General features: G+C 57.3%; 14 protein-coding genes and 1 pseudogene. 10 read left to right on the forward strand and 5 right to left on the reverse strand.

Annotation, left to right across the window (positions count from 1 at the left end; all coding sequences use genetic code 11):
- Positions 1–333: 333 nt before the first annotated feature.
- Entirely contained in the window at positions 334–1,575 is a 1,242-nt protein-coding gene (locus M5G11_RS06970) for a diaminopropionate ammonia-lyase (protein WP_273909214.1), read from the reverse strand.
- Positions 1,576–1,731: 156 nt separating this feature from the next.
- A pseudogene (locus tag M5G11_RS06975) lies at positions 1,732–2,130 on the reverse strand (M28 family peptidase); the annotation flags it as partial.
- Positions 2,131–2,251: 121 nt separating this feature from the next.
- Between M5G11_RS06975 and M5G11_RS06980 the strand changes: the two are divergent.
- From M5G11_RS06980 to M5G11_RS06990, 3 genes are all read left to right on the forward strand, one after another.
- Positions 2,252–2,716, forward strand: coding sequence for an Lrp/AsnC family transcriptional regulator (locus M5G11_RS06980; RefSeq protein ID WP_273909176.1), 465 nt, complete (start codon positions 2,252–2,254; stop codon positions 2,714–2,716).
- A 285-nt stretch (positions 2,717–3,001) separates the two neighbouring features.
- Positions 3,002–3,631 carry a response regulator transcription factor gene (locus M5G11_RS06985; protein ID WP_273909177.1) on the forward strand — a complete coding sequence of 210 codons (630 nt, stop codon included), beginning with the start codon at positions 3,002–3,004 and terminating at the stop codon, positions 3,629–3,631.
- Positions 3,632–7,270 carry a transporter substrate-binding domain-containing protein gene (locus M5G11_RS06990; RefSeq protein ID WP_273909179.1) on the forward strand — a complete coding sequence of 1,213 codons (3,639 nt, stop codon included), beginning with the start codon at positions 3,632–3,634 and terminating at the stop codon, positions 7,268–7,270. It abuts the gene before it with no gap.
- Here M5G11_RS06990 and M5G11_RS06995 read toward each other — a convergent pair.
- Positions 7,264–7,803 carry a lytic transglycosylase domain-containing protein gene (locus M5G11_RS06995; RefSeq protein WP_273909181.1) on the reverse strand — a complete coding sequence of 180 codons (540 nt, stop codon included), beginning with the start codon at positions 7,801–7,803 and terminating at the stop codon, positions 7,264–7,266. The two genes, M5G11_RS06990 and M5G11_RS06995, sit on opposite strands and share 7 nt — an antisense overlap.
- Before the next feature lie 22 nt (positions 7,804–7,825).
- Positions 7,826–8,485, reverse strand: a complete 660-nt coding sequence (locus M5G11_RS07000) for a response regulator (protein ID WP_273925254.1) — start codon at positions 8,483–8,485, stop codon at positions 7,826–7,828.
- Positions 8,486–9,146: 661 nt separating this feature from the next.
- Here M5G11_RS07000 and M5G11_RS07005 point away from each other — a divergent pair.
- Entirely contained in the window at positions 9,147–9,767 is a 621-nt protein-coding gene (locus tag M5G11_RS07005; protein ID WP_273909184.1) for a response regulator transcription factor, read from the forward strand.
- A gap of 3 nt (positions 9,768–9,770) precedes the next feature.
- Here the strand turns inward: M5G11_RS07005 and M5G11_RS07010 are convergent, their stop codons facing one another.
- Complete coding sequence (locus M5G11_RS07010; RefSeq protein WP_273909185.1) at positions 9,771–10,433, reverse strand: response regulator; 663 nt, start codon at positions 10,431–10,433, stop codon at positions 9,771–9,773.
- A gap of 355 nt (positions 10,434–10,788) precedes the next feature.
- Here M5G11_RS07010 and M5G11_RS07015 point away from each other — a divergent pair, with 355 nt between their 5' ends.
- From M5G11_RS07015 to M5G11_RS07040, 6 genes are all read left to right on the forward strand, one after another.
- A complete protein-coding gene (locus tag M5G11_RS07015) occupies positions 10,789–11,412 on the forward strand; it encodes a response regulator transcription factor (protein ID WP_273909186.1) in 624 nt (207 codons plus the stop codon).
- Positions 11,413–11,734: 322 nt separating this feature from the next.
- A complete protein-coding gene (locus tag M5G11_RS07020) occupies positions 11,735–12,118 on the forward strand; it encodes a lytic polysaccharide monooxygenase (protein WP_273909187.1) in 384 nt (127 codons plus the stop codon).
- Positions 12,054–13,232: a lytic polysaccharide monooxygenase gene (locus tag M5G11_RS07025; protein WP_273909188.1), complete on the forward strand. Its 1,179-nt coding sequence runs from the start codon at positions 12,054–12,056 to the stop codon at positions 13,230–13,232. Before M5G11_RS07020 ends, M5G11_RS07025 begins: the two co-directional genes overlap by 65 nt.
- A gap of 157 nt (positions 13,233–13,389) precedes the next feature.
- Positions 13,390–13,899, forward strand: coding sequence for a cytochrome b (locus M5G11_RS07030; RefSeq protein WP_273909189.1), 510 nt, complete (start codon positions 13,390–13,392; stop codon positions 13,897–13,899).
- A gap of 153 nt (positions 13,900–14,052) precedes the next feature.
- Complete coding sequence (locus M5G11_RS07035; protein WP_273909190.1) at positions 14,053–14,535, forward strand: fimbrial protein; 483 nt, start codon at positions 14,053–14,055, stop codon at positions 14,533–14,535.
- Between the two features lie 92 nt (positions 14,536–14,627).
- The gene (locus M5G11_RS07040) at positions 14,628–15,107 is read left to right on the forward strand and encodes a fimbrial protein (protein ID WP_273909191.1); all 480 of its coding nucleotides are present in this window, start codon (positions 14,628–14,630) and stop codon (positions 15,105–15,107) included.
- Positions 15,108–15,259 lie beyond the last annotated feature (152 nt).

A 15,259-nucleotide genomic window follows, 5' to 3' on the forward strand; every position in this document is an offset into this window, starting at 1 on the left:
CCATTCGGCCCTACGCTACGCTCCGGGTCCCTTCACTCCGGTGCCGTTAAACGGGCCCGCGGACACAAGTTGCTGCGCAACTTGCACGCCTCGCGTCTTCGGCTTACGCCGAAGGGGGCTACGCCCCCGCCCGTTTAACGACACCTGCGCTCAGCCTCTGGTAACGGGGCAGGTACATCAAGAACAGATCAAGATCAACGGCACAATTCGCTTCGCTCTTGCTTCGCTCTTGCTTTGCATTTGTAGCCGCTGCCGCCAGGCTGCGCTGGAGCCCGTGAGGGCTCCCAAAGTCGGTCGCGTCACCTGGCGCCACGGCACGGTCCGCCGCGCTGTCTAGAGGGCTATCCGCCCACTCTCCCTGCCAGTCACCCAATCCCGCTGCCTACCCCGCACACCCTCAACCGTCTCCCCCAGCAACTCGGCATACACCGCCGGCGCCGTCGCTCCCTCGGTGCTGATCAGCAACACCCGCGATGCCTCATCCAGCCCCACCTGCGCCTTCATCCGTGGCGAAGCCGCAATGCGCGTCAACCCCGCAAGCCCGGCAACAGCAGACTCACCGGCCACCAGCGGGATATCCCGTTCACTACCCGTCGCCAATTCGCGCATCGCGGCTACGGCTTCGTCATCGTCAATGGTCATGAAATAATCCACCGCTGGCTGCAAGAAACGCCACGCTAAAGGCGACGTTTGCCCGCACGCCAAACCAGCCATCAGCGAATCCACCGACCCGGTTGCGCTCACCGCCTTGCCGGCAAGCGCACTTTGCAACAGGCAGTCCGCCTGCACCGGCTCAACCACAATGAACACTGGCCGACGCGCGCCATACAACTCGCAGAAGTAGCTGACAATTCCCGCCGCCAGCCCACCAACACCGCCTTGCAGTATCACGTGGGTAGGTTTCGCCCCAGCCTCGATGACCTCGGCAGCAATCGCTCCATACCCCTGCATCACGTCCCGTGGGATGTCTTCATAGCCCTCATAGGACGTATCGGACACCACCTGCCAACCATGGCTCGACGCAAGCCGCGCGGCCTCGGCGACCGAGTCGTCGTAATTGCCCACAACCCGCACAATCTCTGCCCCAAAGGCGGCGATAGCCTGCTCTCGCTCCACGCTGACCTTGGCGTGCAGCACGATCACGCAGCGACAGCCAACACTTTGCGCCGCAGCGGCCAACCCTTTGCCATGATTGCCATCGGTGGCGCTGATCACCGTGAAGTCGCCCAGAGCATCGCGGTATTGCCCGCTCAGCAGGCCATGAGGCTCGAAGTGCTGCTCGGGGAACCGGCGCAGCAGCAAGCGCACCAGCGCGAAGGGGGCGCCAAGTGCCTTGAAGCTACCCAGTACAGAGCGCTGTGACTCGTCCTTGATCAGCAATTGCGCCACACCCAGGGTCTGCGCAAGGTCCGCAAGCTCATAGAGCGGCGTAGGTCCTGGATTCAACAGCGGCCAACCAGACAGCCACGCGCGGCTTTGCTCGGCCTTGCCGATATTGAGAATTGCCTTCAGGTCATCGGGGTAGGGCAGGCGAGTGGCCGAAGGGTTGTTCACCCAGCGGTTCAGTCGGTGCATCACCACATCGAGCAACACCTGCACGCCCTGAACCAGATGCTCTGCGTCGGTGTGCTCACGCGGGTTGTGGCTGACGCCGCCACGGCTCGGTACAAAGATCATCGCAGCCGGTGCGATGCGCGCCAGGCGCTGCGTGGTGATACGCACGCCTTCCTCATTGGCAAACGCTGCAACGGTAATGGGCCGCGCCGGTAGCCTGCCGGCATCACGAAATGCCCGCACCACCGCCAGCCCCGCCAATACGCCATGGTAACCATCCAGCGCACCGGCATTGACCACGCTGTCGATATGCGAGCCGATCATCAACGGTGCCTGGTCAACCTGGCCCTGTGCCGCAGGCAAGGTGCCGAAAATATTGCCGATGCGGTCGATGGCCACCTCAAGATCAAGCGCCTTCGTCCACGCGACCAACTGATCGCGGCCGGCTTTTTTGGCATCAGACAAGGCGCTGCGGGTACGGCCACCGTTCACTGAGTCGCCACCGATTTCACCGAGGGCCTGTAGTTGCTGTAGCAGGGCTGGGCCGTCGAGCTGTAGTGCGCAGGTAGTACTCATCAGATGCTCCAGAGCAGGAATGAGTAAATGCTATTACGCACAGTGCGCATTAATTTCTTGTTGTTTGCCGATTTATGCAATTTCATTGCATAAATCCAGTTATTCACTCAGGTTGGTTGCCATGAGCCTCGACAGTTTCGATCGTGCCCTGCTAGACGCCGTACAGCGAGATGCCACCACCGCACAGCATGCCTTGGGTGAACAGGTGAACCTGTCGTCTGCGGCGGTCAATCGGCGCCTGAAAAAACTTACGGCTGACGGCGTCATTCGCAAGACCGTTGCCCTGGTCGATCCGGCCAGTGTCGGCTACAGCCTCACGGTGATCACTGAAGTGCAGGTGGAGAACGAACGCCTCGATCTGCTGGACGCCATGAAGCGAACGTTCATGGCCTGCCCACAAGTACAACAGTGTTACTACGTAGCGGGGGAATATGACTTTGTGTTGATCATGCAGGTGAAACACATGGAGCAATACACCGAGCTTACGCGCGCGCTGTTTTTCGAGAGCAACAACGTCAAGCGTTTCAACACACTGGTGTCGATGAGCAATCTGAAAGTCGGGCTGGAGGTGCCGCTCCTGGCTTGATCCGTCGCTGCATCTGACAGTGTGTCGGGCCTGGGAAGAAACTGAATAGAATAAATTCTATGCTATTGACCCAGCATATTCCTACATACTGATTCCCGTGGATGTCGGCGAACTACCGCGATAGTGCGTCAGAAAAATGCTATTCAACGTTGCCCTGCGTGGGGCCATGTTCGGTGCTGCTTGGCCCTGGTGGCTGATGCATGCTCCCGACGGTTCAGGCATCCGTGATGCGTTCTGGTCTTTCGCAGTCGATTACCAGGTTGGATGGTGTGCCCAGGGGGCTTTATGAAAGTGTTGGTAGTGGACGATCACCCGTTCATACGCAGGGCGGTAAAGTCCTCTTTGCTGGACGATGGTGTGGATGAAGTCTTCGAGGCGGATAACGGTGTAGATGCCATCCAGTGGGCCCTGCAACATGAGCCAGACTTGATCATCCTGGATGTTTTCCTGCCCAGGCTGGATGGCCTGGAAGTTATCAAGCGCCTGCGCGAGCGTGGCTCCTGCGCGAAAATCCTGATGTTGACTGGCGGCAGCGGTGCAGGCCTAGGCGACCTGCCTGTGCGTTGCCTGCAAGCCGGTGCCGCAGGTTTCATTTCCAAAACCGATGATTTCGACGAGTTGGGCAGGGCGGTCGATGTGATCATGTCGGGGTACAGCTACTATCCCAAGATCGTGCTGCATGCCTCGTCGGGGGGCGATATTCAGGCTGACGAAAAACAGCGCCTGAAGTCCCTGTCCAATCGTGAGCGCATGGTGTTGCACGCGCTGGTCAAGGGCGCGAACAATGTGGAAATAGGTGAAACCATGCACATCAGCAACAAAACGGTCAGCACCTACAAGTCGCGCATTCTGGAAAAACTCAGCCAAAAGACCCTGGTTGACCTGATCGACTTCGTCAAACGCAATGAGCATTGAATGATCAAGCGCTCTGCGGTGTTGCTGCGGGTATTGATCCTGCTCGTGCTCGGCGCTGCTACCCCTGCGCACGCCACTGGCGAAGCCCTGGCTTTGCTGGGGCGTTCAAGTGCCGAGGGCTTGCACCTGCAGCTCAGCGAGCCCGACCGGCAGTGGCTCAAGGACAAGAAAGTATTGGTACTCGGCGTGTCGGCACCCGATTACCCGCCCTTTGAAATCACCAACGACGAGAAGACACTGGAAGGCCTGACGGCAGACTATGTGAACTTGCTGGGGCAGTTGTTGAAGGTGCAGATCAGCATTCGCCGTTATCCATCCCGTGATGACGTACTTGATGCCCTGCGCAACCATGAGATCGACCTGCTGGGCACTGCCAACGACTTCGATGGCGGACAAAGAGGCATCGCGCTGTCCAGGGCCTACGCCGAGGATCAACCGACCGTCATCACCCGCAGCGGGGAGGGCTTGCGCCTTGATCCCGCACTCAGCGGCAAGAAGATCGCGATGCTCTACCACTACTTGCCGGCCGACAGTGTCAGCGCGTATTACCCGCAAGCAGAGGTCAAACTCTATGACTCGCTACTGAGTGCAATCAGCGCCGTGTCCTTTGGCGAAGCGGATGTGTATATCGGCGACTCGATCAGCGCCAGTTACCTTATTAATCAGAACTATCTGAACAACGTTCAGCTCTCCGATTTTTCGCGCCTGGAAGTCGGCAACTTTGCCTTTGCCGTTGCTGCTGACAATCAACGCTTGCTGCGCAGCGTTAACGCGGCGCTTGAAACCATCCCGGTCGGTGAACGCATGACCATTCTGCGGCGCTGGGGTGGCGGCACAACCGGTATGCCGGTGCAGACTCGATTGCAGTTGAGTGATGCGGAGCAGAAATGGCTGGAGCAGCATCCGAAAGTCAGGGTGGGTATCAACCGCAACCTGATGCCGCTGTCCTTTTTCAATGAAAACGGACGCTTCAGCGGCATCAGTGCCGACTTGCTGTCCAAAGTCAGCCTGCGCACCGGGCTGAAGTTCGAAGCGGTACCCGCCGCCTCGGTGGGCGAGTTGCAGGAGCTGCTCAAGGACGGGCAGGTGGATATGCTGGGGGCCTTCGTGCCGAACGAGGCCCGGCAGGCGAACCTGCTGTTTACCCGGCCCTATCTGATCAGCCCGTTTGTGCTGGTGACGCGCACCGGAGCGCGTGAACCCACCGGCTTGGCGATGCTTTCAGGCAAGACGCTGGCGCTGGCACGCGGCTCGGTACTGTATGAATACGTAAAAAGCCGCTTTCCGGATATCCAGCTGGTGGCAGCGGAAAACACCCCGGAGTCTGTCCGCCTGGTTGCCAGTGGCCAGGTAGACGCGGCCTCAACCTCGCTGATCAGCCTGGGCTACATGATTGCCCACGAGTACGAAGGCACGCTGCGCATCAATGGCACCGTCGGCTCGATACCCGCGCGTTTCGCCCTGGCCACGCCGCGCAATCAGCCTGAACTGTATTCCATTCTGGACAAGGCACTGCTGAGCATCCCGCCCGAGGAGATGGACGAGCTGATCCGCCGCTGGCGCGGGGACTTTGTCGTCGAGAGCAGCTACTGGGTCAGCCACCGGTCCACGGTCATCAAGGGCTTTGCCGTCGCCGCGATCGCCTTGCTGCTTGCGCTGTTGTGGGTCGCTTATTTGCGCGGCATGATCCGCAAGCGCGAGGCCATCCAGCGTGCCTTGAATGACCAGATGGAGTTTATGCGCGTGCTGGTGGACGGTACGCCGCACCCCATCTATGTGCGCGACCGGCAAGGGCGGCTATTGAGCTGCAATCACGCCTACCTGGAAGTGTTTGGTGTGCAGCGCGACCAGGTAGTCGGGCGTACGGTACTGAATGTCGAGGCGCTCGACAGCATCCCTGAGGCCCAGCATTACCATGACGACTACATGAAGGTCATGGAACTGGGCCTGCCGCGGATCACCGACCGCAAGCTGACCTTGCCCAACCGCAAGGTGCTGACCATCTACCACTGGATGCTGCCCTACCGTGATGGCGCGGGGGAGGTCGTCGGGATGATTGCCGGCTGGGTGGATGTCAGCGAGCGTCAACGCCTGGTCGAGCAACTGCAAGTTGCCAAGAACCAGGCCGATGACGCCAACCGGGCGAAAACCACCTTCCTCGCCACCATGAGCCACGAGATCCGCACACCGATGAACGCCGTGCTCGGCATGCTCGAACTGGCGATGAAAAAGGCCGAGCAGGGCATGCTCGATCAGCTGGCCATTCAAGTCGCTTCGGAAGCGGCCCAAGGGATGCTTGAGCTGATTGGCGACATTCTCGATGTGGCCAGAATCGAGTCGGGCAAGCTGACCCTGAGCCCGGTACGCGGCAATCTTGCGCAACTGGCGCAGTCCACGTCACGCATGTTCGAAGGGCTGGCACGGGAGAAGCGCCTGGTGTTGATGCGTGACATCGACCCGGCCACGGATCTGGACGTGCTCATCGACCCCTTGCGCCTCAAGCAGATCGTTTCAAACCTGCTCGGCAATGCGATCAAGTTCACCAGCAGCGGCAGCGTCAAGCTTGTGCTTCAGCGCCTGCCTTGTGCGAACCCGCTACGGCTGCGCATTCGCCTGGCAGTGGAAGACAGTGGCTGCGGTATTTCCCAGGCGGACCAATTGCGCCTTGCCCAGCCGTTTTCCCAGGCCAGCAACAATGAGATTTCCGCTCGCGCCGGCTCGGGGTTGGGGCTCTATATCAGCCGCACCCTGTGCGAAATGATGGGCGGCACCTTCGAATTGCGCAGTGTGCTGGGGGAGGGGACACAGGTATCGGTCGAGCTGGAGGTAGCGGTGTTGGCCGCCGAGCTTGATGCCTTCAAGCAAACCCCAGCGCCGTTGAAGCAGGCCAGGGCTCTTCGTATCCTGGTCGTCGATGATTACCCTGCCAACCGGCTGCTGCTCACGCAACAGCTCAACTACCTGGGACACAAGGTGGTCAATGCGGTGGATGGGGAGCAGGGCTTCAAGCAATGGAGCAAGCGCGGGCCGTTCGATGTGGTGATCACGGACTGCAACATGCCGGTGATGAATGGCTATGAGCTAGCCAAGGCCATTCGCCGGGCCGAGCAGGCCAGTGCTGCGGCCAATTGCAAGATCCTTGGCTTCACCGCCAATGCCCAGTCTGAAGAGCGCTTGCGTTGCCGCCAGGCCGGCATGAACGACTGCCTGTTCAAACCCATCAATATCCAGGAGCTTGCAGCGCAATTTGCCGAGCTGGCGCTGGATGAAGTTCAAAACCATGCAATTGCGCCTGTCGAGGCAGGCGGTATTGACCTGTCGAACCTGAAACTCAGCCAGTCCGGCGACCCGGGTGCGGTGCAGGCGTTGTTGGAGAGCCTTCTGGTCAGTGTTGAGGAAGACCTGAACACATTGGCCATCTTGGCCGTTCAGGATGACCGGACTGCACTGGCCGGCCTTGCCCACCGGATCAAGGGCGGCGCGGGTATCGTCAAGCACAGCGCATTGATACTGGCCTGTTCCCGCCTGGAGGTTGAGTGCGCCGCGCGCAACAACGACCTCGAACTGGCGAACAGCGTGGAACAGCTGCGCCAATGCATGCACCATTTCGAAGAGGCGCTGCTCAACGCCGTTCAGTAGCCTTCCAGCGCCAGGCGTTGCTCGGGGTAGTCTTGGCGGTTGAGGCTGTTGTAGCGCTGGAGCACGCCCTTCACGTAGCGCCGCGTTTCGTTGTAGGGCGGTATGGCGTAGCCATGGCGGATCACTGCGTTCTCACCAGCGTTGTAGGCGGCTAGCATCAGCGGCAGGTTGCCCTCGAACTTGCGGTTGAGATAGTCGAGAAAGCGTATGCCGGCGAGCAGGTTGCTGAAGGGGTCTTCCAGCATTTGCGCGATGGGCGTCGACGCCGAGGGTGTTACCCCGAAGCGCCTGGCAGTGTCCGGAATCACCTGCATCAGGCCTATGGCGTTCTTGTTTGAACGCGCCTTGGGGCGAAAGCCCGACTCGGTGTGGATGATCGCCTTGACCAGCAGTGGGTCGACATCGTAAGCCAGGCTGAGGGTGGCGATCATGTCGTTGAAACGCTCGTGATCGACGGGTGCTTTGGCATGCACATGAGTGTGCATGCACCCGCATGCCAGCAATAGCATGGCAATGGCTTTGAGGGGCTTCATTGGCGGCGTGACCACATTCTATTCAGTTGGCCATCTGGAATGCACTGGCAAAGCCGTGCTGCAAGGAGAGCTTGGTTGCGCGCAGGCAGTAATAGAGGTCGGCATCGTTGTCGACGCCGAGCTTGCGCATCGCCGAGGCTTTCTGGGTGCTGATGGTTTGCTTGGTGCGCAGCAGCATCTTGGCAATCGTACTGACTGACAGCCCGGCATCGAGCAGGGTCAACACTTCGGTTTCTTTCGGGGACAGGCTGGCGCTGCCGTTCAGGCTGGCGGTTTCGACTTCCTGCAGTTGCAGGCGCATCGGCGTGGAAATATAGCGGCGACCTTTCGACACCGTGGTGATGGCCTGGTGCAATTCGACGGCGTCGGCATATTTGCTGAGCAGGGCGTGCACGCCTTTTTTCTTCAGGCTGGCCAGCATTACCGGGTTGCTGTTTTCGGTCATCAGCACGATGCGCAGGTCTGGGTAGTGGCGTAGCAGCCGCTCTACCATGCGCACACCGTTATGCGGGTAATCGGCCTGGCTGATCAGGTCGGTGACGAGTACATCGCAGGCTTGGTTTGCCAGCAGCTCGAACAGACTTTGTGGCGAGGTGGCTTGGGCAACCACCTGGAACTGGTTGCAACGTTCGATGACGGCTCTGGCACCGGTCATGATGATCGGGTAAGCGTCCGCAAGCATGATTTTAATCGTCATAGTCCCTTCACGGTGAGTACGTTGATGCACAGGGCCAGTGCGCTCTAGGTGGTGCACTTTGGCCGGGGTGTTGAAGGGGGTTATTTTGTCGGGGTGCGGATGCCCGGTCTGTAGGAAGTGTCTGACAGGCTTGTGGCTCTATTCCTTGGCGTTAAAAATTCACCACACATACGTTGAGTAAGCTTTACGTGAAGGTGCGAGCCCAGAAAGGTCAAGTACTGGCGATGTGGTAACGGATGGCCCTCTAACTAGCGGGGGAAGGGGGAGGGAATAATTCTATGGTGGTTGCCAGGGTTTAGCCGTGCGGGCTTTTCAAAAATAGAATTAGTTCTATGTCTTTGCGTGTTGAAGTTGGCATGCTGGGCGAAATTATTCAGGTGGCCATTGAGCGGGTTTAGACATTGTCCCGTTGTGGGAAATTATTTGATGTGGTCGGTGTTTCGGTCGGTGGGGTAAAGTTCGCCGCTGACGAGTAGTGTGTAGGAATAGGCTCTTTATCAAAGTGCGTTGGAAAGTGTGACTGTTGCTGAGGTGCGGGTCCTGATGCATTCTCTCGGCTGTTCAGGTGTCTGGGGTGGGGCGCTTCATGTGAATGAAGTGTCGTGCCGCGGAGTGGCAGTATTGAATAGTGCGTGCAGAGGCAATTATGAGAGCGCTGGTAGTGGATGATCACGGATTGATGCGGCTTGCGGTAAAAATAGTTCTGCTCGAGCACGGGGTTGACGAAGTGTTTGAAGTGGATAACGGCCTGGATGGCTTGCATGAAGCAATTCGCTTGGAGCCGGATATCATGGTGGTCGATATATTGATGGGTAAGTTTGACGGTCTGGAGATGGTCAAGCGCTTGCGCAGTCGTGGCTCGCGGGCAAAAATCCTGATGTTGAGTTCACTCGAAGAGCAACACTATGTTGACCGTTGCATGGCGGTGGGCGCCGATGGATTTATTTCCAAGGTTTACCGTATGGATGAACTGGGCCTGGCCATTGAGAGCTTCAAGGCTGGATATACGTACTTCAATAAACCCATTGAACAGTCCGGGCGCAACTACAACGCGTTGGTCGATGAAAAAAGCCTGCTCAAGCAACTTTCCAACCGTGAGGTGATGGTCATGGAGGCACTGCTCAAAGGGCAGACCAACAAGCAGATCGGCGAGACGATGTTGATCAGCAACAAGACGGTGAGTACCTACAAGACGCGACTGCTGGAAAAACTCAAGCTCAGGACGGTTGTCGACCTGGTGGAATTCAGCAACCGCAACCGGCTGTGACGCTCAGTACTCACTGGGGGTACGCGACGGGTAGGAAAGCCCGGAGACACGCAGGCGGTAATAAAGGTCTGCATCATTGTCGACGCCTAGCTTGCGCATGGCCGAGGCCTTTTGCGTACTGATGGTTTGTTTGGTGCGGGCCAGCTTCAAGGCAATGTTGCTGACTGACAGCCCGGCATCCAGCAAGGTCAGTACTTCGCATTCCTTGGGTGACAGGTTGTTCGGTCCGGCGAGGCCGAGGGGGCTGGCGTCTTCCAGGTGCTTACGCAGGGGGGGCGAAATATAACTACGGCCCTTCAATACCGTGGTGATTGCCTGGTGCAACTCGGGGGCGTCGGCGTATTTGCTGATCAGCCCATGTACGCCTTTTCTCTTGATGGATGACAGGACGATCGGGTTGTTGTTTTCAGTCATCAGCACGATGCGCAAATCGGGGTAGATGCGCCGAATACGTTCGATCATGCGAATGCCATCATGTGGGTAGGTGGGTTGGTTGATCAAGTCGGTGACAATGACGTCGCAGTGCTGCTGTGTCAGTTTTTCAAATACACTCTGTGGTGAAGTGGCCAATGCCACGACTTTATAGTGGTTGCATTTTTCGATAATGGATTTGGCCCCCAATAGGACAATGGGGTAAACATCTGCCAGCATGATTTTTATTGTCATAGTCACTTTATTTAACGCTTTAGGAGGGGGCGGCGGGTGTGCAGTGCCACTGTCCATGTAATCGATTGCGCAGCTACCTGTTTGATGGCGGGCATTCTGTGGGTTTTTTGCTTTTCGGTCTGTAGGAAGCATCTTATATATTTGTAGCTGTATTCAGCTTGGTGTGTCTTATAGTTTTCCTTGCTTGTGGTTTTTAGAGGGGGACGTATCATTTGTTTGTGTGTGCTCGCTTGATATTGAAAGGTTTGCGAGCCATGAATGAGTTGGCCGATAGAAAGTGCTTTACGTTGTAGCGCGCAAGGCGCATGTGGCGAAAAGGGGCCAGCTGTACATTGATTTTAAGCGAGCTCTATTAATGCGAGTTTTATTGGCAGATGATCACCCGGTCATTCATTTGGCATTACGCCCGATGCTTGAGGCGGCGGGTTATCACGTCGTCGGGCAGTGCTACAGTGGCCTGGAAGTATTGCGCAAAACGGCTGAGTTGAAGCCGGACGTGTTGGTGCTTGATATTGACCTGCCAGAGCTCAGTGGGCTGCAGGTCATGGCGCAACTCAAAGCCAGCCCGTACACGCCGCGTGTGCTGGTATTTACCGCAGCGGGTGGTTCGGTAGTGGCTTCGCAGTGCCTGGTGGCTGGGGTCAATGGCTTTGTCGGCAAGGACGCTTGCGCGGCCACGTTCATGCGCGCGCTGCGCGCGGTGGCAGGCGGGAGCCATAGTTTCCCGCTGGGTGTGCTGAGTTCAGTGCGGCGTACCGAAGCCTTGAGTGGCGACGAGTTGGTCGCCGCCAGCCTTACACGTCAGGAGGTAAGCGTGTTGTGGCAGTTGGCCCAGGGACGCCGGGGCACCGAGATCGCCGCAGATCTGGGCCTGAGCCCGAAAACCGTATCCACCTATAAGTCGCGACTGATGGTCAAGACGGGGGCTACCTCATTGATTGGCTTGGTGGACTTCGCCAGGCGTGTAGCGATTAATTAGTATTTTACAAGTACATGTGTTGTGTGAAAGTTCCTGAATTTTTGTGGTGCGGAAGGTGTTTGTAATAGCGGATTAGTTAACCGTCCGGGTGTTTTCGAATTAGTAACATATCGAGTGCGTGTCGGTCTTCCTATGCTGCCGAGGCACATCCTGACGGGCTCTATTCCGCTGTTCGTGGGCCCGCTTTAACAGTCTGAAGTGCAGGCGATATTAACGATGCCAGGGTGTTGCCCTTCGTTGCGTGCTGATGCGGTCTATCGCCAGTGTGGTGGCCTGTTGATTTCAGGGTGTGCGTCACGATGAATAATAGAAGGTAGGAAATATGAAAGGTTTCACTCCGCGGTCCGTCTGGATCTCTTCGAGCATTTCGGTAGCTGCTTTGATGGGTTCGCTGATGGCGGCCCAGCAGGCGTCTGCGCATGGTTACATTTCTGAGCCGGCCTCGCGTTCGGCCCTGTGCCATGCCACTTTCAAGAACCTGAACCAGAACTGCGGCGCTGCCCAGTACGAGCCGCAGAGCGTGGGCGAGGGGCGTGATGGTTTCCCGGGTATCAACGGTGTTGCTGACGGCCAGATCGCCAGCGGCATGAACTCGCGTTGGGTCGAGATGGATGTGCAAACCGCTTCGCGCTGGCACAAAAATGCGATCCAGGGGGGGCGATATTGCGTTCACCTGGTTCTACGAGGCGCCGCACGCTACCGCTGACTGGAAGTACTACATCACCAAGCAGGGCTGGAATCCGAACGAGGTGCTGTCCCGTGCCCAGTTCGAGACAGCACCGTTCTGTGAAGTGGCGGGCAACGGGAAAATCTCTCGGGAAGGCGGTCGGGGTGCGGGTGCAGCGCATGCTTGTACCTTGCCAGCAGACCGTACCGGTCACCATGTGATCATGGGTGTATGGGATGTGCAAGACACCAGCAACTCCTTCCACAGCATGATTGACGTTGATATCGAGGGTGCGGGCGTGCCTCCGGCTGACGGCTTCAAGCCAGTCGCGGCCATTGCGCCGAATGGCGATCTGAAAGTGGGCGACAAAGTCCGTACGCGGATGTTTGACGCGGGTGGTAGATCGCTGTCGCAGTTCGACACCGAAATTACTATCGAAAACGCTCAGGACATGCTGGCGGACGTGTGGGGCAAGAAGCTTGCCCTGGCCATCAACGCCTCGCAAAAGCTGATTAAAGCGGGTGTGCGCAACGCCGACCAGGAAATCGTCCCGCAAGCAGGTCGCAACGAGCTGTTTGTGCAGGCTGAAAGTGGTGTTGCCAATATGCAACTGGCGATTGACCGTGCTGTTGCCCTGCCGCCAGAAGTCCAGGTCAATGGCCTGCAGGGTGAATACAAGGTCAAGGCTGACGAAGTGACCCATATCGACTTCAAGGTGCAGGGCCAGGACAAACTGCTGGTTGCCGCCAGCCTGTACGACGCTGGTAACACGTTGGTAGGTGATGACACTCGTGAAGGTGCCAGCGCTGGCGAAACCCTGAGCATGGACATTGCCGTACCGGGCGCTATGGCCAAGGCCGGTGAGTACACCCTGATGCTGTCCGCCAGCATTCCGGGCAAGCCGGAAGCCGGTATCACCCAGGTCAGCAAGGCCGTGAAAATGATTGAAGCACCAGAGGGTGGCGGTGAGTACGACTTCGTCTACCCGGAAGGGATTGACAACTACCAGGAGGGTACTCGTGTGCTGGCGGCCGACGGCAAAATTTACGCTGCCAAACCGTTCCCTTTCCTGGGCTGGGCTAAGCAGAACAATATTGCCTACAAACCAGGTACCGGTTCTGCCTGGGCGCAAGCGTGGGATCTGGTTGAGTAATACCTTCGTTACAGGCGGTGTTTAACTGCTGACAACGAAAGCAGGCGGCCGATGGGCCGCCTTCTTTATCTGTGCAGATCGATAACGGCTTTTTAATTACAACAGGACTCTACTCCGAGGCCCGCCTGCGCGTGCACTGCTCGGAAGGCAAACTTAAATGAAAGCGCACTACTCCACACCGCAAAAACTGCTGCACTGGTTGTCGGCAGTCATCATTATTTGGACCTTGGTCAGCGGTTTTTCCCTGGCCTTGGTCAATTGGAGCCCGCCGGTGAAGTTGATCCTGGCGGACTTCAATGTGGCCTTGAACACGCTCTTTACCCCCTTTTTCTTCCTGCGGATTTACTACCGCTGGAAACACGGTGTGCCCGCATCGCATCAGCATGATGGTCTTGGCGCTATCGCCGCCGCCGTGGTGCATGGGTTGTTGTATTGGGTGACGGTTGCAGTGTTGGTGACCGGCCTATTGATGATGGATCGCGATATCAACCTGTTCGGTCTGTTGCATATTTCGCCAGTGGTGACTTCGTTGTATTGGCAGGGGCTGCTGCATACCGTGCACATCGGCTTGTGCGTAACGTTGCTGTTGTTGGTGGTGACTCATGTGGGGGCGGTGTTTATGCATGCGCTGAACGGGCGTTCGGTGATGGGGCGGATGAAGTTTTGACGCGGTAGTGGCTTCCAGCATGTATTTTCGAATGCGTCTGATAGGCAACGGCTGGCAGTGTGCTGATAATTTTGTGGTGCGTGTTGAGCGCTAGCCCGTGTGGCCATGGTGCTGCACGGTGGTACGAATGTGCCCTATGGGGGTGGAGCGAGTATGAAATATGGGCTTTTGAGTGTGCTTGCCGGTGCGGTGTTGGTGTCGGCAAGTACTGCGGCGCTAGCAGCCCGCACGATCAGTATCACGGGAACTGTTATTCCGGCAACATGTGTGTTGAATTTTAATGTTTCAGATTTACCTATTGGGTCTTTTGAGGCCGATGACTTGCTGAATAAAGGTGATGGGGAAGACCGTCAGCGTTTTGATGTGGTGCCAACGGCCGGGTGTATAGCTGGTTCAAAAATGCGCCTCTCTGCGCCTACTAATGATGGTGATTACTATAATATAGTCGGCGGGCCAGCTAATGCGCTAGCGCTTAAAATAAATAGCCCTACGGAACTACTTAAGCCTAATGTGAGTTATCCTGTGGTGCATGGTACAACTTTGGTGCTGACGCCGCGAATAGAAAACTTCAATGGGGATGTGCCTGCGGCGGGGAGCTTCGCTGTGGTGCTAACAGCCACGTATAGCCCAATCTGATGGGGTTCGGCATTTCTAATGCTGTGCTTATGTGCACGCTCCAGCATGTTGCCTGCGTTGTTGAAATCGAGCGGTCATGGTAGATGGTCAGCATGAAACAACAGATTATGAGTGTTATTGTCGGGTCGCTGGTTTTTTTTTCGGGTGCCGCTTTGGCAGTCGGTCCACTAACTATGAGCGGAACTGTCAATCCTGCTACCTGTGATTTGAGCATCGGGCCTGATACGGAAGTGGCTTTGCCCAGCGCTAGCACGAGAGATTTTAATGGCGGGCGGGAAGTGCCGGGTGACGTATTTGAGTTGTCCGGTAGTTCGGGTTGTACAGATATTGATTTCGTACTCGAAAGCGCACTTCCAGCGGGCATTGATTACTTTGGCCTCAGTGATCGGCCCGGTAATCACTTGGGCCTGGCTATCGTGAAAGATATCGCGCGTGTTAAGCCTGGTGAACCGTTAACGCTCCCGCGTGGCCAAACGCTTACCTTCAGGCCGAGCCTGATCAGGCACACCGAAGGGGCGCTGGAGTCTGGCAGTTTTGATGTAATTGTCCGGGCTGAAGTTGCAATCCCTTGAGAAAGGCTCTTGTAAAAACGGGTGGCACTGGAGGTGCATGCAGTGTGCCTTGACGGGTAGTGCTGCCAGCATCGCACAGTACATCCATATAGGCGCCGGCGTTGCCGGCGAAATGGATGCACCGCCACCGCGTTCTTGCCCGTCACTGGCAA

The organism is Pseudomonas fontis (genome assembly GCF_028656955.1).
GTDB lineage: Bacteria > Pseudomonadota > Gammaproteobacteria > Pseudomonadales > Pseudomonadaceae > Aquipseudomonas > Aquipseudomonas fontis.